The 12,241-nt window shown below is 65.6% G+C and carries 19 protein-coding genes; 14 read left to right on the forward strand and 5 right to left on the reverse strand.

Annotated elements, in window-relative coordinates; all coding sequences use genetic code 11:
* Positions 1-918 precede the first annotated feature (918 nt).
* Both ACIGJC_RS31455 and ACIGJC_RS31460 read right to left on the reverse strand, forming a co-directional pair.
* The gene (locus ACIGJC_RS31455) at positions 919-1,200 is read right to left on the reverse strand and encodes a type II toxin-antitoxin system YafQ family toxin (protein ID WP_011114071.1); all 282 of its coding nucleotides are present in this window, start codon (positions 1,198-1,200) and stop codon (positions 919-921) included.
* Positions 1,187-1,450, reverse strand: coding sequence for a type II toxin-antitoxin system RelB/DinJ family antitoxin (locus ACIGJC_RS31460; protein WP_011114070.1), 264 nt, complete (start codon positions 1,448-1,450; stop codon positions 1,187-1,189). The genes ACIGJC_RS31455 and ACIGJC_RS31460 overlap by 14 nt, the downstream gene beginning before the upstream one ends.
* A gap of 172 nt (positions 1,451-1,622) precedes the next feature.
* Between ACIGJC_RS31460 and ACIGJC_RS31465 the strand changes: the two genes are divergently transcribed.
* The 13 genes from ACIGJC_RS31465 (at position 1,623) to kfrC (ending at position 9,700) form a co-directional block, all read left to right on the forward strand.
* Positions 1,623-2,051 carry an antirestriction protein gene (locus tag ACIGJC_RS31465; protein WP_011114069.1) on the forward strand — a complete coding sequence of 143 codons (429 nt, stop codon included), beginning with the start codon at positions 1,623-1,625 and terminating at the stop codon, positions 2,049-2,051.
* Between the two features lie 44 nt (positions 2,052-2,095).
* Positions 2,096-2,314 carry a hypothetical protein gene (locus ACIGJC_RS31470; RefSeq protein ID WP_012478187.1) on the forward strand — a complete coding sequence of 73 codons (219 nt, stop codon included), beginning with the start codon at positions 2,096-2,098 and terminating at the stop codon, positions 2,312-2,314.
* A gap of 11 nt (positions 2,315-2,325) precedes the next feature.
* On the forward strand, positions 2,326-3,534 hold the full coding sequence (locus ACIGJC_RS31475) for a hypothetical protein (RefSeq protein WP_011114068.1): 1,209 nt from the start codon (positions 2,326-2,328) through the stop codon (positions 3,532-3,534).
* Positions 3,535-3,550: 16 nt separating this feature from the next.
* Entirely contained in the window at positions 3,551-3,808 is a 258-nt protein-coding gene (korC, locus tag ACIGJC_RS31480) for a transcriptional repressor KorC (RefSeq protein WP_011114067.1), read from the forward strand.
* A gap of 157 nt (positions 3,809-3,965) precedes the next feature.
* Positions 3,966-4,202 (forward strand): stable inheritance protein KleA, encoded by a 237-nt coding sequence (gene kleA / locus ACIGJC_RS31485; RefSeq protein WP_011114066.1) that lies wholly within the window; start codon positions 3,966-3,968, stop codon positions 4,200-4,202.
* Between the two features lie 208 nt (positions 4,203-4,410).
* A complete protein-coding gene (gene kleE, locus ACIGJC_RS31490) occupies positions 4,411-4,737 on the forward strand; it encodes a KleE stable inheritance protein (protein ID WP_011114065.1) in 327 nt (108 codons plus the stop codon).
* Between the two features lies 1 nt (position 4,738).
* Positions 4,739-5,068: a DUF2761 domain-containing protein gene (locus ACIGJC_RS31495; protein ID WP_011114064.1), complete on the forward strand. Its 330-nt coding sequence runs from the start codon at positions 4,739-4,741 to the stop codon at positions 5,066-5,068.
* Between the two features lie 106 nt (positions 5,069-5,174).
* Complete coding sequence (locus ACIGJC_RS31500) at positions 5,175-5,483, forward strand: transcriptional regulator KorA (RefSeq protein ID WP_011114062.1); 309 nt, start codon at positions 5,175-5,177, stop codon at positions 5,481-5,483.
* Positions 5,480-6,244 carry a ParA family protein gene (locus ACIGJC_RS31505; protein ID WP_011114061.1) on the forward strand — a complete coding sequence of 255 codons (765 nt, stop codon included), beginning with the start codon at positions 5,480-5,482 and terminating at the stop codon, positions 6,242-6,244. The genes ACIGJC_RS31500 and ACIGJC_RS31505 overlap by 4 nt, the downstream gene beginning before the upstream one ends.
* Entirely contained in the window at positions 6,241-7,290 is a 1,050-nt protein-coding gene (locus ACIGJC_RS31510) for a transcriptional repressor gene korB (RefSeq protein WP_011114060.1), read from the forward strand. The genes ACIGJC_RS31505 and ACIGJC_RS31510 overlap by 4 nt, the downstream gene beginning before the upstream one ends.
* A 178-nt stretch (positions 7,291-7,468) precedes the next feature.
* Positions 7,469-8,500 (forward strand): DNA-binding protein, encoded by a 1,032-nt coding sequence (locus ACIGJC_RS31515; protein ID WP_011114059.1) that lies wholly within the window; start codon positions 7,469-7,471, stop codon positions 8,498-8,500.
* 170 nt (positions 8,501-8,670) lie between these two features.
* Positions 8,671-9,018 carry an IncP plasmid survival protein KfrB gene (gene kfrB, locus ACIGJC_RS31520; RefSeq protein ID WP_000664557.1) on the forward strand — a complete coding sequence of 116 codons (348 nt, stop codon included), beginning with the start codon at positions 8,671-8,673 and terminating at the stop codon, positions 9,016-9,018.
* 28 nt (positions 9,019-9,046) lie between these two features.
* Entirely contained in the window at positions 9,047-9,700 is a 654-nt protein-coding gene (kfrC, locus tag ACIGJC_RS31525) for an IncP plasmid survival protein KfrC (RefSeq protein ID WP_000826922.1), read from the forward strand.
* Positions 9,701-9,902: 202 nt separating this feature from the next.
* Here the strand turns inward: kfrC and ACIGJC_RS31530 are convergent, their stop codons facing one another.
* Genes ACIGJC_RS31530 through ACIGJC_RS31540 form a run of 3 tightly spaced genes read right to left on the reverse strand, consistent with a single transcriptional unit; the run spans position 9,903 to position 11,466 of the window.
* Positions 9,903-10,343 carry a conjugal transfer protein TraM gene (locus tag ACIGJC_RS31530; RefSeq protein ID WP_000718516.1) on the reverse strand — a complete coding sequence of 147 codons (441 nt, stop codon included), beginning with the start codon at positions 10,341-10,343 and terminating at the stop codon, positions 9,903-9,905.
* On the reverse strand, positions 10,343-11,068 hold the full coding sequence (locus ACIGJC_RS31535; RefSeq protein ID WP_011114058.1) for a nucleotide-binding protein: 726 nt from the start codon (positions 11,066-11,068) through the stop codon (positions 10,343-10,345). Before ACIGJC_RS31535 ends, ACIGJC_RS31530 begins: the two co-directional genes overlap by 1 nt.
* The gene (locus ACIGJC_RS31540; protein ID WP_001127128.1) at positions 11,068-11,466 is read right to left on the reverse strand and encodes a TraK family protein; all 399 of its coding nucleotides are present in this window, start codon (positions 11,464-11,466) and stop codon (positions 11,068-11,070) included. The genes ACIGJC_RS31535 and ACIGJC_RS31540 overlap by 1 nt, the downstream gene beginning before the upstream one ends.
* A gap of 373 nt (positions 11,467-11,839) precedes the next feature.
* On the opposite strand from ACIGJC_RS31540, the gene traJ reads away from it, so the two are divergent.
* The gene (gene traJ / locus ACIGJC_RS31545) at positions 11,840-12,214 is read left to right on the forward strand and encodes a conjugal transfer transcriptional regulator TraJ (RefSeq protein ID WP_000426567.1); all 375 of its coding nucleotides are present in this window, start codon (positions 11,840-11,842) and stop codon (positions 12,212-12,214) included.
* Positions 12,215-12,241: the final 27 nt, after the last annotated feature.

Genomic DNA, 12,241 nt, shown 5'->3' on the forward strand with positions numbered 1-12,241 from the left:
TTTCCGGGGCCTTCCCTGCCCTGCCCCACCGGCGCGGCCGTTGTGGACAGTTTCGGGACAAGTCGGCCGAGGCCGGCCGGCGCAGCCCTGACGTTGACACTTGAGGGGCAGCGGGGCCGGCGCGATGTTGACACTTGGGGGGCAGCGGCCGATTTCGGCCTGGTCGAGCCGTCCAGGCGGCCGCCGAGGCGGCCTAAGTGCCTGATCGGCATGGAGTTATCCACCGAAGTTGTGGATAACCCTGTTAGGAACCCTGCCCCGGTATTGACACTTGAGGGGCGGCCCTACTGACACTTGAGGGGCGCGGTTCTTGACACTTGAGGGGCAGCGTATTGACACATGGGGGGCTTATCCATTGACACTTGAGGGGCGGCCTCTTCGCGCTTTTCCTTGGCGTGACAACGGTTTACGCGCGTTTTTCGGTCATGCTAACCAGGTTTTTAACCGTCTTTATAACCTTTTTATATAACCAGGTAGTTTTAACCAGAGGCTGGCGAAAAAAACGGCAACACGGCCCAAGCTACCGCGCAGCATGACCGGCCGCCGAAGGGGGGAAACCCCCCTTCTCGATCCCACCCGGCCGCAAGCGGCCTCCCATCCCCCCAGGGGCTACGCCCCTCGGCCGCCTTGCGGCCTCACCCCACAATGGAGCGCCTTCGGCGCTACGGCTTAGGAGAGCCAGGCGCAAGCGCCTGGCGGAAGGCAGTAAGTTCGAGAGCTTGCGAGGGGGCAAAGCCCCCTCACACTCCCCAACCAGGTCGCCGCGGTTCGACCGGCCGCGCGATCCTCAAGCATCGCAGCAGCTCCACCGCCGCAGGTTTTACGCCAAGGAAGGGGGTCGGCCAGCTCGGCCGGTGGCGCGGAAAGCGCCCCTCAAGTGTCAATGAAACGTGAGACGCGGGGCCAGGCCCGCGCCGATCACAAGCCGAGTTCGGAGTGAGAGCCGAGGCGCACCAGGCGCAGCGTGTCGGCGTCGGGCTTCTGGTAGATCAGCACCAGGTCGGGCTTGACGTGGCAATCCCGGTGATCCTTCCAGTCCCCGGTCAGCGCGTGGTCGCGGTGCCGAGGTTCCAGCGGCTGGTCGTCGGCGAGCGCGACCAGGACGGGCACCAGGTCGGCGTCGAGCGTGGCCCGGTGCTGCCCTTTCGCCTCGCGCTTGTAGTCGCGCTTGAACTGGCCGGTGCGCTCAATCTGCCGCATGCAGATCGGCCATCAGATCGTTGACGGTGGCGAAGCGCGGCAGCTTGCCCTTGCGGGCTTCCTTCATCGCCTCGATGGTGGTGGCGTTCGGAATCAGCGGCTCGAAGGGCAGCGCCTTGTCCTGGGCCACCTTCGTGAGCAGCAGCCGCACCGCGTCGGACACGGTAAGGCCCATCGCGGCCAGGACGGCCGCCGCTTCTTCCTTGATCGCGCCGTCGATGCGCGTTTGTACGAGCTGGTTTGCAGCCATGATTGGTTCTCCGGTTGGGTTCGTGAATTACATTGTAATGCACGCCAAGGGAAAGGGCAAGGTTTAGCGGCTAAAACGTTTAGCTAAAGTGCTTGACGATTAGGACATTTTGCCCTAATATAGCACTTGAAGGCCGGGCATTTCGCCCAGGTCAACTACCGGAGAAAGTCCGATGAACACCCAAGAGCAACCCGTTACCGCTTCCCTGGTCGCCGAGGCCCAGCGCCTCGACTTCCTGCCCGCCTACTTCGGCCCGCGTCTGATGATGCGCGGCGAGGCCCTGGTGTATGCCTGGCTTCGCCGGCTCTGCGAACGCTACAGCGGCGCGTATTGGCACTACTACACCTTGTCGGACGGCGGTTTTTACATGGCCCCCGACCTGGCCGACCGCCTGGAGATCGAGGTGGACGGCAACGGCTTCCGAGGCGAGTTGTCGGCCGACGCCGCCGGCATTGTCGCAACCCTGTTCGCGCTGGGTCAGCTCGCGGCCGAGGCCGCCGACACGGACGCCGGCGATGCCCTGATCGACCGCTATCACTTCCTGCGCGGCTTCGCAGCCAGCCACGCCGAGGCGGCCGCGATCTACCGGGCTATTGACTGATGAGGGGCGGCCCCGGCTTCGGCCGGGGCTTCCAGGAGGCGACCATGACCAGGAACAACGCTCCCCAGGCACCGACGAACAGCTACGCGACGGACGGCAAGTGCCACAACGCCGAGCCGGGCACCTACGGCCACGAATGCGGCAAGCCGGCCGCATGGATCGGCACGAACCACAAGGGGTTCAGCTCGGGATTCTGCGACGACTGCAAGCGCCACGGCTACGAAGCCCGCGACGTGATCGCGTGGCGGCGTGCTGACACTTGAGGGGCCGGCCGATGGCGAAGAAACGCAAGACGCCGGCCCAGCCGGGCCAGGACTGGAACGCGCCGGCGGCCGAGCTGCTGGCCGAGCTGCCCACCGACCGCGACGAGCTGCTGGCCGCCGCCGTGGCGGCCGTGGTGGAGATCGACGCGGCGATCATGCGCGGTGACGGTGCGGCCGCCGAGGCGGCCAGCGACCGATACGAGGCCGTCATCTGGAAGATGAACGGCGGAACGCACGTGGGCAGCATGGCCGACCACGACGCGCCCGGCCAGGTCATCGAGCGCCATTGCGCGGCGGTGCCTGGCGACGTGCCCTTGTGGGGCCAGCGCGGCCAGTTCCTGGTCGCGGATGGCGACATGCGCGCCCTGGTGGAGTACGAGGCCGGCTACGGCGGGCCGCTGGGTGCCCACTTCCAGTTCCACGTCATCGACCTGGACAGGCCGTTTATCTCCGAAACGGGCTACCGCTCGCACTTCGACACGGCGCAGGGCTGCATGACGGTGGACGAGGTTGCGCGCGGCATCCTGGCTGCGCAGCGAGCCGAGAAGAAGCGCCCGGTGATGGTCGAGGCCAGCTACCGCGACCGCCTGGCCGATGCTCCCCTGCCCGCTTGGCTGGCCGGCTTGGAGCCGCCGGCGCGGCGCGCACCGGCGACCGTCCTGGTGCCGCCGGGGTTCGTCCTGGTCGATGTGGTGCTGCCCTCGCATCGGGCCTTCATCGCCAGGCGCTGGGCGGCCGAGGCCGCGACCAGGATCAAGGCGGCCAGGGCCGCCGGGTTGGACGCCAAGGGAAAAATCACCGGCGCAGGCCCGGAGCGAGATCCCGCATCGCCAGAAACGACGATGACCTGCAGCATCGTCAAAGCCGACGATGCCGAGCCGGGCGAGGGCGGGCCTGTATCGCCGGAAACAACGATGCCGCGAGCGAGCGCGGCAACCTGCAGCATCGCCAGGAATGGCGATGGAGGCCCGGCCGACCTGGTGGAGTTCAAGCCCGGCCAGCGGTGCGAGATCGTGAGCGTCCATCACCCGGTTTTCGACCGCTACATCGGCAAGCGCATCATCATCGTGAAGGTGCATCCCGACACCCGCCAGGTGTGGGCGCACGACGACAGGCCGGTAACGTACAAGACCAATCGCGCAGGCCGGCGCGTGGTCGATTCAGACCCGAGCTGCATCCAGTCGATCTACGGCTTCGACCAGTTGCGGCTTATCACTTGACCAGGAGAACGAACGAATGACGAACGACGCCAATATCCGGCTGGAGTGCTTGAAGCCGGCCGAACGCTGGGCGCAACCGACCGGCGAGGAAGTCCGAGAGGTGCTGCGCCTGGCCGGGTTCAGCGGCAGCAAGGCCGCGAAGGCGCTGGGGCTGGGCGCGAAGGGCGACCGCACGATCCGCCGCTGGATCGGCGAGGACACCCCGATTCCCTATGCGGCATGGGCGATCCTGTGCGACCAGGCCGGGCTGGGCGTGATCTGGAAAGAGGATTGACGCCAAGGGAAAGGTTTTAGCGGCTAAAGTTTAGCCTTCGGATTCCGGTAAAGCGAAAAAAGTTTAGCTAAAGTGCTTGACAGGTTAGGGCATTTTGCCCTAATATAGCACTTGAAGGCCGGGCACATTGCCCAGGTCAACTACCGGAGAAAGTCCGATGAGCGACAACAAGATTATGCCCTGGATTGACGAGCTGGAGGGCGCGGCAGCGACCGACTTCCCGGCCCGCCGTGACGAGATCGCGGCCATGATGGCCGAGGCGGCCGAGCTGGTGTGCAAAGCCGAGGAACTGCGCGGCAAGGCGTACTTCGCCGGATGCTCCCTGGAGGGGCAGGCCAAGGGCCATTGGTCGATGGAAGCCGTCGAGCAGGCCAAGCGCCGGGCCGGCTGGTAAGAGCACATGGCCCGGTCGGCAACGGCCGGGCCTATCGAGGACGCCAAGAAGGAGTATTGCGTGAGCCGAGGCAAGATCAAGGGCGGCCCCAGGTGGAGGAACGCCCCGGAGTGATCCGGGGCGCTTGGCCTGGTGCTGGCACACCGTAACCATGCTTCCGAGTGGGAGCACCCAGCATTCAACACGTAAGCGCGTGGAGGGTCAAGCTATGTCCAACATCATCAAGTTCCCCAAGGAGATCGAGCAGCCCGCCGCGCCCGCGCCGGTGGAGCCTGCCGCCGCGTCTGCTGCCCCCAACAAGGCCCCCGGTGCTGGCCTGCTGGCCGGCCTGGTCAAGTTCGTATGGGTGGCGACCGTGCTGGTCTGGCCGATCCTCAAGTGGGTGCTGTCGATTGCCACCTTCTTCCAGTTCGTGCGGATGCTCTACCACTGGAACACGCCTGGCGTGTATGCCGGTTGGTCGTTCCTGGCGTACTTCGCGGTGCTGACCGCGATCACCTACTTCGTTTCGATCTACAAGCCGAAGGGGCTTTGACATGAAAAAACAGACCCTACCCTACCCGCCGGGATTCGTGGAGCCGAACACCGGCCGGGTGGCCGTCCTGGTGCGCGAGTACGCGGCCAGCGACTTGAACGGCGATGCGCCGGCCTATTGGTACAGCGCGCAATCCGAGGAATGGGGCCTTGACCCCTGGCGACTGGTGGAAGGCGTCGATCCGCACACCGCCGGCGGTCAGTTCGACGTGTGCTTTGCCAACGGTTCGAGCCGCACGGTCGGCCCGCTGATGACGTTCTTCATGAGTGCCGCTGACGCGGCCAGGTTGAACGCCAAGAAAGAAGATCACGCGCCCATTTTTAGCCGCTAAAACGCTTGACGCGGGCGGCGAGTTTAGCTAAACTTCTGCACATGGTCGGCGGCTGGCACCGCCTTTTGTTCAACAACCGGGTGTGGAGTTTATATGGGTGTTCTCCATGAAGAAACGGCTAACCGAAGCCCAATTCCAGGCGGCGATCAAGGGCCTGGAGATCGGGCAACAGACCATCGACATAGCGCGCGGCGTGCTGGTCGATGGAAGGCCCCAGGCCGAGTTTGTGGCCTCGCTGGGGCTGACCAAGGGGGCGGTATCGCAAGCGGTCAGCCGCGTGTGGGCAGTGGCGGGGGAAGTGCTCCCGCAGGGCTTCGAGCGGGTGACGGCGGTACTGCCGGAGCATCAAGCGTTCATCGTCAAGCGTTGGGAAGCCGACGCCAAGGGAAAGAGGAAACAGGAACCCAACTCATGAAAACACTGGTCACGGCAATTCAGAAAGGCGGTCAAGGCAAGACGTTCGCAACCTGCCACCTGGCGTTCGACTTCCAGGAGCGCGGCCTTCGGGTTGCAGTGATCGACCTGGACACCCAGGGCAATGCGAGCTGGACGCTGGCCGGCCACGACTCGGGCTATCCCGCCAGTCGCATGTTCACCGCCGGCGGCGACGAGCTGCGCGCCTGGTTCGCTGACCGGGAGGATGACGGCCTGGCGCTGATCGCGGCAGACGCCAACCTGGCGAACCTGGACAAGATGGAGCTTTCCCAGGCGGCCGCCGCGCTGCGGGCCAGTGTGGCCGCGCTGGGCGAGTTCTTCGACGTGTGCCTGATCGACACGGCCCCCTCCCTTGGCGTCGCCATGACGGCGGCCGTGCTGACGGCCGACTACATGCTGTCGCCCATCGAAATGGAGGCGTACAGCTTGCAGGGCATGAAGAAGATGGTCGCGGTCATCAGCAACCTGCGCAAGCAGAACCCCAAGCTGCGCTTCCTCGGCATGGTGCCGAACAAGGTGGACGCGCGGAAGCCGCGCCACGTCAACAACCTGGCGACGTTGCAGCAGGCATACCCGCAGCTCATCTTGCCGTTCAGCATCGGCGCGCGTGACAGCATCGCCGAGGCGCTGGGCGAGCAGATGCCGGTGTGGAAGATCAAGAAGACCGCCGCGCGGAAGGCCACCCAGGAGGTGCGTGCGCTGGCGGATTACGTGTTCACGAAGATGGAGATCGCGCAATGAGCGCCAAGACCAACGCCAAGAAGAAGGAGCAGGACAAGCCGCAATCGTCCGGGCTGGGCCTGGACGGGCTGGGCGACCTGGCCGGCCTGCTGAACGAGCAGCCGGCGGCCAACGCCGGCGGCGCAGGCCCGCAGGAGCTGCCGCTTGACCTGATCGACGAAGACCCGCACCAGCCGCGCACGGCCGACAACCCCGGCTTCTCGCCGGAGAGCATCGCGGAGATCGGCGAGACGATCAAAGCGCGCGGCGTGAAGTCGCCCATCAGCGTGCGCGAGAACCCGGACGCACCGGGGCGCTACCTCATCAACCACGGCGCGCGGCGCTATCGCGGCTCGAAGTGGGCGCACAAGACCACGATCCCGGCCTTCATCGACAACGACTACAACGAGGCCGACCAGGTTATCGAGAACCTGCAACGCAACGAGCTGACGGCGCGTGAGATCGCCGACTTCATCGGCCGCGAGCTGGCGAAGGGCAAGAAGAAGGGCGAGATCGCCAAGGAGATCGGCAAGTCGCCGGCCTTCGTCACGCAGCACGTCACGCTGCTGGACTTGCCCGAACCCATTGCCGAGGCGTTCAATAGCGGCCGGGGCAAGGACGTGACTGTCATCAACGAGCTGGTGACGGCCTACAAGAAGAACCCCGACGAGGTGGCCGCCTGGCTGGCCGACGACAGCCAGGAGCTGACGCGCGGCTCGGTGAAGCTGCTGCGCGAGTTCCTGGAGGACAAGCGCAGTCACGAGGACGGCGACCGTGATCCCAACACCGTCGATGCGCTGACCGGCAAGACCGACGCCGAGGCCGGCGACGGCGAGCAGGGGCCGCAGGATGATGACGCCAAGGGGAAGAAGGAGCCGAAGGAGGCCGACCCCGACAAGCTCAAGAAGGCCATCATCCAGGTCAAGCACGACGACCGGCCGGCACGGCTGATCCTCAACCGCCGGCCCCCGGCCGAGGGCTGGGCCTGGCTCAAATACGAGGATGACGGCCAGGAGTTCGAGGCCGACCTTGGCACCGTGCAGCTTGTCGCGCTGCTGGAGGGCTGACACGCCCAGCGCCGGGCATCGCCGACCACCGACCCCCACCCATCGCCCCGCCATCGAGCGGGGCTTTTTTTGCCCGCGTTTTAGCCGCTAAAAAAAGTTCAGCTAAACCGCTTGCGTAGTGTTGTATGTTGTAGTATGCTTCACGCTACAACATACAACCGGCCAAAGGAGGCCCGACATGGCGATCTCGAAGGAGCAGATATTTGCGGTGGCCGACGAACTGGACGCGGCCGGCCAGAACCCCACGCTGGCGAACGTGCGCAAGCAGCTCGGCAGCGGCAGCTTCACCACCATCAGCGAGGCGATGAACGAGTGGCGCGCACGCAAGGCCAGCCAGGCCGCCCCGATCCGCGAGCCGGCACCGCAGGCGATCACTGACAAGCTGGCCGAGCTGGGCGGCGACTTGTGGGCCGTGGCGCTGGAAATGGCGAACAACCGCCTGGCCGCCGAGCGCGAGGCGCTGGAGGCCGTGCGCCAGGAGACGGAAGCAGCGCGCCAGGAAGCCGCAGAGCTGGCCGACCAGCTCACCGGCGAGCTGGACGAGGCCAAGGCCCGCATCGCGGCCCTGGAGGCCGTCGAGGCGGCCGCCAAGGGCGAGGCCGACGAGCTGCGCGGCAAGCTCGCGGCGACCAGCGAGCGCGCGGCCACGGCCGAGGCCAGGGCCGGCGAGCTGCGCACGGAGCTGGATCACGCCCATCAGGAAGCCCGCCAGGCGCGCGCAGAGCGCGACAAGGCCCAGGAGAGGGCCACGGCCAGCGCCGACCAGGTGGAGGCCCTGCGGGCCGACCTCGCGGCCGCGAACAGCCGTACCGCCGAGATCGAGCGCCGCGCCGGCGAGCTGCGTGCCGACCTGGAGCGGGCGAACCAGGCGACCGACCAGGCGCGCGCCGCTCAGGCCGAGCAGCGGAAGGCCACCGAGGCGGCCGCCGCCGAGCGCGACCAGGTGCGCGCGGAGCTGGTGAAGGTGCAGGCCAAGGCCGAGGCGGCCGAGCAGGCCCACCAGGAGCAGCGCAAGGCGATGGCGGCCGAGGCACACCGCCAGGCCGAGCGGCTGACCGCCGCCCAGGGCGAGCGCGACCAGGCGAAGCGCGACGCTGCCCAGGCCCGCGAGGAAGCGGCCGGGCTTCGCGGCCGGCTGGAGGCCCTGGAAACCGTCATGGCGCAAGGCCGGGCGGCCGATCCGACCAGCGGCGGACGCAAAAAGACCTGATAAATCGGTTGGTTTTCCTTAAAATTACCCTGGAACCCTGACAAAACGCACAACCCGGCCGCTGGGAAGAGCCGGCCTCGCTTTGCCGAGGTCGGCTTTTTTGTTGGAGCGCGGCTTGCATGGGGCCACCATCACCCTTTTGAGAACTACGGCAACCATAGGAGTGCCCGATGAAAGAACGCCTCTTGGTCATGAACGGTCAACGCATCGTTCAGGCCGAAAAGGACGGCGCTTGGACGAATCAGAAAGTAGACAAGGCGGGCGCGTTGAAGCCCGGCATCTACAACCTGTACACGGCCCAAGCGGCCGACAAGAAGCAGACCCACGCCGGCGTGATCGTTCATGCCGACGCCACCAACGTGTACCAGCAGATCGGCAAGAACTTTGTCATGCACGCTCGGTCAGATTTCGATAAAGTACCTGAAATTGGGAGCGCAAAGAGCATCAGCTACAACGCCCAGGGCAAGGCGGCAGTCGCCGCAGAGGCCCCGAAACTGACGCGGGGGCGCTCCATGTAGCTTTAGCGGCTAAAAAGGAGGCACGCCCTTGAAACGACTCACCATCCCCGGCAGCGGCACCGAGAGCCGCGCCACCAAGCCGGCCCGCGTCAGCGCGCCGGCCACCCTCGGCGGTGCCGCCTTCGGCGCTTCGCGCGAGGACACCGGAGCCGACTTGCTGGAGGCCGCCCAGGCGGCCGAGATCGAGCAGCAGGCCACCCTAGAGGCGGCCCCGGTCGAGCAGTCCTACCCCGAAACCCTGGCGCTCTACGTGCAGGCCAAGCACGACCAGGTGGAGCACATCGAGGACAGGCTAGAAAACCTGATCGACCGGCAGCAGGCCCGTTTGCAGCAGACCCAGGCGTCCGCGCCTGGCCGGCTTTCCTTGCCCGGCTCTAAGCGAGCCTGGCAGAACCAGCAGGCGCAGCAGCAGGCCCGCTTGCAGACGCTTCACGCGCGCCTGGAGGCCGTCCGCGAGATCAAGGAAGGCATGGGCCTGCACTCGCCGAAGATCGAAGAGCTGGCGACGCGCAAGATGCGCGCCGAGAACCCCGAGCTGGCTTCCGATTGGGATGCCATGCGCGAGGCCGCCCGCCGGCATGAGCTGCTGATGCGCAAGCAGGAGCAGGAGCGCAAGCAATCCCAGGCCCAGGAGCGGCCAGGGAGATCGCAGTCCTTGGGCCTGTCAGCCAGGCCCGCATAAAAACGAAGCCCGGCGGTCGCCGGGCTTTTTTCTCGAGCATCGCCATTTCTGGCGAGGGAGGCCCGCCGAGGGCCTGGTGGAATCATCCTGCAGCATCGTCACAAGCGACGATGCCGGGAGCTGGCCAGCATCGCCGAACCTGGCGATGCCGCCGGCGCGGTCGACCATCGCCAGTTCTGACGATGAGATCCCGCATCGCCATCTACAGCGAGGCCCACAGGGCCAGGCCGGCGGCCACGACCGCCATGCCGGCCGCGACCATGTTCATCATGGCGACGCGCCGCGCCTCGCGGATCGGCGCGACGAGCTGCGCCGTCACCGCCTCAACCTCACGCCGCACGGCCTCGGCGGCCGCCTTCGCGCCCTCCTGCATTCCCCGCGTCATGGCGTCCTTGCTGGCCGCCAACGCCGCGTTGAGCGTCCTTTCCGCCTTTCCCTTGGCGTCATCACCCCATCGGTGGGCGATGGACTCCAGTTCCGACTTGAAGGCGTCCAAGATTTCCTGCTGGGCCGATGCGCTGTCCTGCATCAGCTTCATGTTGATGGTCTGGAGGATCAAGATCGGATCGTCGCGGCCCACGGCGATGCCGTGCTTGGCCGCGATCTCCCGTATCAGCTCCTCGATCTTGTCGTCGGCCGCCATCAGAGCACCGCCGCGTTTTCGAGCTGGGCGAAGAGCTGGGTTTTCACGATCTTGAGCCGCTGCCGCGTCATGATCGTGAGCGCCGAATCGGCCAGGGCCTCATCGAAGGTGCGCCGATCCTGGAGCATTTCGGCGAAGTCGCGGCCGTAGGTTTCCTCTTTCAGCGCCGGAATCTGGATGATGGCGGACACACGGCCCTTGTTGGTCGTGTACGCCTTCAACTGCTCGAACCCCTTGCCCTCGTGCTCGATTGGCCCCCAATACGGGTTCAGCCAGACCACGAACAGGCATTCGGCCGGGAACTGGCTGGCGAGCTGGGCGAAGCCGCTCACCGTGTCCACCAGGGCCTGGCCGCCGGTGACGACCGTATGCACCACGAGTTCGTGGCCCATGTCCTGGAGCAGCGCCGGCACCTGGTTGCTGATGAGGTAGTGCGACAGCGGCACGAACGAGCTGGCCCCGTTGTCGATGATGACGTCGCCCTCGGCCGACGCGATCATCTCGACCAGGGCGTCGAAATTCCGGGTGTTGATCTCGTCGCCGTCCATGATGTTGAGCCGGCGCACGTTGAGGGCTTTGTAGCCCTCGAACGTCGCGTTCACCGGATCGGTGTCGATGCAAAGCGGCTTCTGTCCCTTGCCGGCTTTGTACTGCGCGATGGTGGCCGCGATCATCGACTTGCCGACGCCGCCCTTGCCTTGCAGAACCATGTGAATTTTCGCCATTACAGTAAATCCTCTTTCTTTGGAGTCGCATCAAACGTGAAGCCGCCGATCTTGGGCGGCTCACTCTTGGATTCCGAGGCCGGCGGGGCGGCCTTCGGCTCGGGCTTCGCGCCCTTGGGCTGGCTGTCCGGGGGAGTGGCGGGAGGCGGCGGGGAAGCTACCGGCGCGGCCTTGATGTACCGCTTCACGTGCTGGGTGAAGGTTTCGTACCGACAGCGCAGCCGGCCGGTTTCCTTCATGTGCTCCCAGATCGTTTTCATCGCATAGCCCGCATCGAGCGCCGCTTGAACGTCGCTCTTGACGGCCAGGAACGCGACCACGTGCTTGTCCTGGCGCGGCTTCTTGGCTTCCCGTCCCTTCACCCATTCAGCCAGCTCTTCGGGGTAGGTCTTTGGCATCGTGTTCGTCCATCTAATCCTCTCATCGCAAATGTAACGCTACTAAGCGGCGCTACGGAAACGCAAAAAGTCCGCTATCGGCGTGCATTGGCACGCTTCGATAGCGGCATTATGGGCCATTGTGGCGGTTTTCGCTATATCCGTTGCTGCTTTTGCGGCCTGATAGCGCGATAGTTGCGGATAAATCGTAATGGCTGGTGTAGACTTTCCTTGGTGTTATTAACGCCGTAAGGCGGGCAGGATGTGTGAAGTTAGCTAACCGGCGAGCCGGTTATCTATCTTCACTGTCCCTTATTCGCGCCGGGGGCGCTCAACGGGTCATCCTGCTCTGCGAGGCAGCCGGCTACCGCCGGCATGAGAGACGAGGCGAGGCATGGAGAACGACGAAAAGGAACACGGCCGCCGGCGGCGGCAGCACCTGCGGGTGCCGGTGTTCCCCGAAGAGAAAGACGAGATCGAGGCGAACGCCAAGAGGGCGGGCGTCAGCGTGGCGCGCTATCTGCGCGACGTGGGCCAGGGCTACCAGATCAAGGGCGTCATGGACTACCAGCACGTGCGCGAGCTGGTGCGCGTCAACGGCGACCTTGGCCGCCTTGGCGGCCTGCTCAAGCTCTGGCTGACCGATGACGTGCGAACGCTCCAGTTCGGCGAGGCGACCATCCTGGCCCTGCTGGGCCGGATCGAGGCCACCCAGGACGAAATGAGCCGGATCATGAAGGCCGTGGTTCAGCCGAGGGCCGAGCCTTGACTTCTTTAGCGGCTAAAAAGCCGGAGG

It is taken from the genome of Cupriavidus sp. C3SS-1, assembly GCF_057073755.1.

Bases quoted from the DNA above. Each gene is read 5' to 3' on its own strand.
- korC (WP_011114067.1), top strand. From the start codon at position 3,551: ATGACGAACGACGCCAATATCCGGCTGGAGTGCTTGAAGCCGGCCGAA.
- ACIGJC_RS31495 (WP_011114064.1), top strand. From the start codon at position 4,739: ATGAAAAAACAGACCCTACCCTACCCGCCGGGATTCGTGGAGCCGAAC.
- ACIGJC_RS31500 (WP_011114062.1), top strand. From the start codon at position 5,175: ATGAAGAAACGGCTAACCGAAGCCCAATTCCAGGCGGCGATCAAGGGC.
- ACIGJC_RS31475 (WP_011114068.1), top strand. From the start codon at position 2,326: ATGGCGAAGAAACGCAAGACGCCGGCCCAGCCGGGCCAGGACTGGAAC.
- ACIGJC_RS31505 (WP_011114061.1), top strand. From the start codon at position 5,480: ATGAAAACACTGGTCACGGCAATTCAGAAAGGCGGTCAAGGCAAGACG.
- kleA (WP_011114066.1), top strand. From the start codon at position 3,966: ATGAGCGACAACAAGATTATGCCCTGGATTGACGAGCTGGAGGGCGCG.
- ACIGJC_RS31510 (WP_011114060.1), top strand. From the start codon at position 6,241: ATGAGCGCCAAGACCAACGCCAAGAAGAAGGAGCAGGACAAGCCGCAA.
- ACIGJC_RS31540 (WP_001127128.1), bottom strand. From the start codon at position 11,466: ATGCCAAAGACCTACCCCGAAGAGCTGGCTGAATGGGTGAAGGGACGG.
- ACIGJC_RS31455 (WP_011114071.1), bottom strand. From the start codon at position 1,200: ATGCGGCAGATTGAGCGCACCGGCCAGTTCAAGCGCGACTACAAGCGC.
- ACIGJC_RS31515 (WP_011114059.1), top strand. From the start codon at position 7,469: ATGGCGATCTCGAAGGAGCAGATATTTGCGGTGGCCGACGAACTGGAC.
- ACIGJC_RS31465 (WP_011114069.1), top strand. From the start codon at position 1,623: ATGAACACCCAAGAGCAACCCGTTACCGCTTCCCTGGTCGCCGAGGCC.
- ACIGJC_RS31535 (WP_011114058.1), bottom strand. From the start codon at position 11,068: ATGGCGAAAATTCACATGGTTCTGCAAGGCAAGGGCGGCGTCGGCAAG.
- kleE (WP_011114065.1), top strand. From the start codon at position 4,411: ATGTCCAACATCATCAAGTTCCCCAAGGAGATCGAGCAGCCCGCCGCG.
- ACIGJC_RS31470 (WP_012478187.1), top strand. From the start codon at position 2,096: ATGACCAGGAACAACGCTCCCCAGGCACCGACGAACAGCTACGCGACG.
- traJ (WP_000426567.1), top strand. From the start codon at position 11,840: ATGGAGAACGACGAAAAGGAACACGGCCGCCGGCGGCGGCAGCACCTG.
- ACIGJC_RS31530 (WP_000718516.1), bottom strand. From the start codon at position 10,343: ATGGCGGCCGACGACAAGATCGAGGAGCTGATACGGGAGATCGCGGCC.
- ACIGJC_RS31460 (WP_011114070.1), bottom strand. From the start codon at position 1,450: ATGGCTGCAAACCAGCTCGTACAAACGCGCATCGACGGCGCGATCAAG.
- kfrB (WP_000664557.1), top strand. From the start codon at position 8,671: ATGAAAGAACGCCTCTTGGTCATGAACGGTCAACGCATCGTTCAGGCC.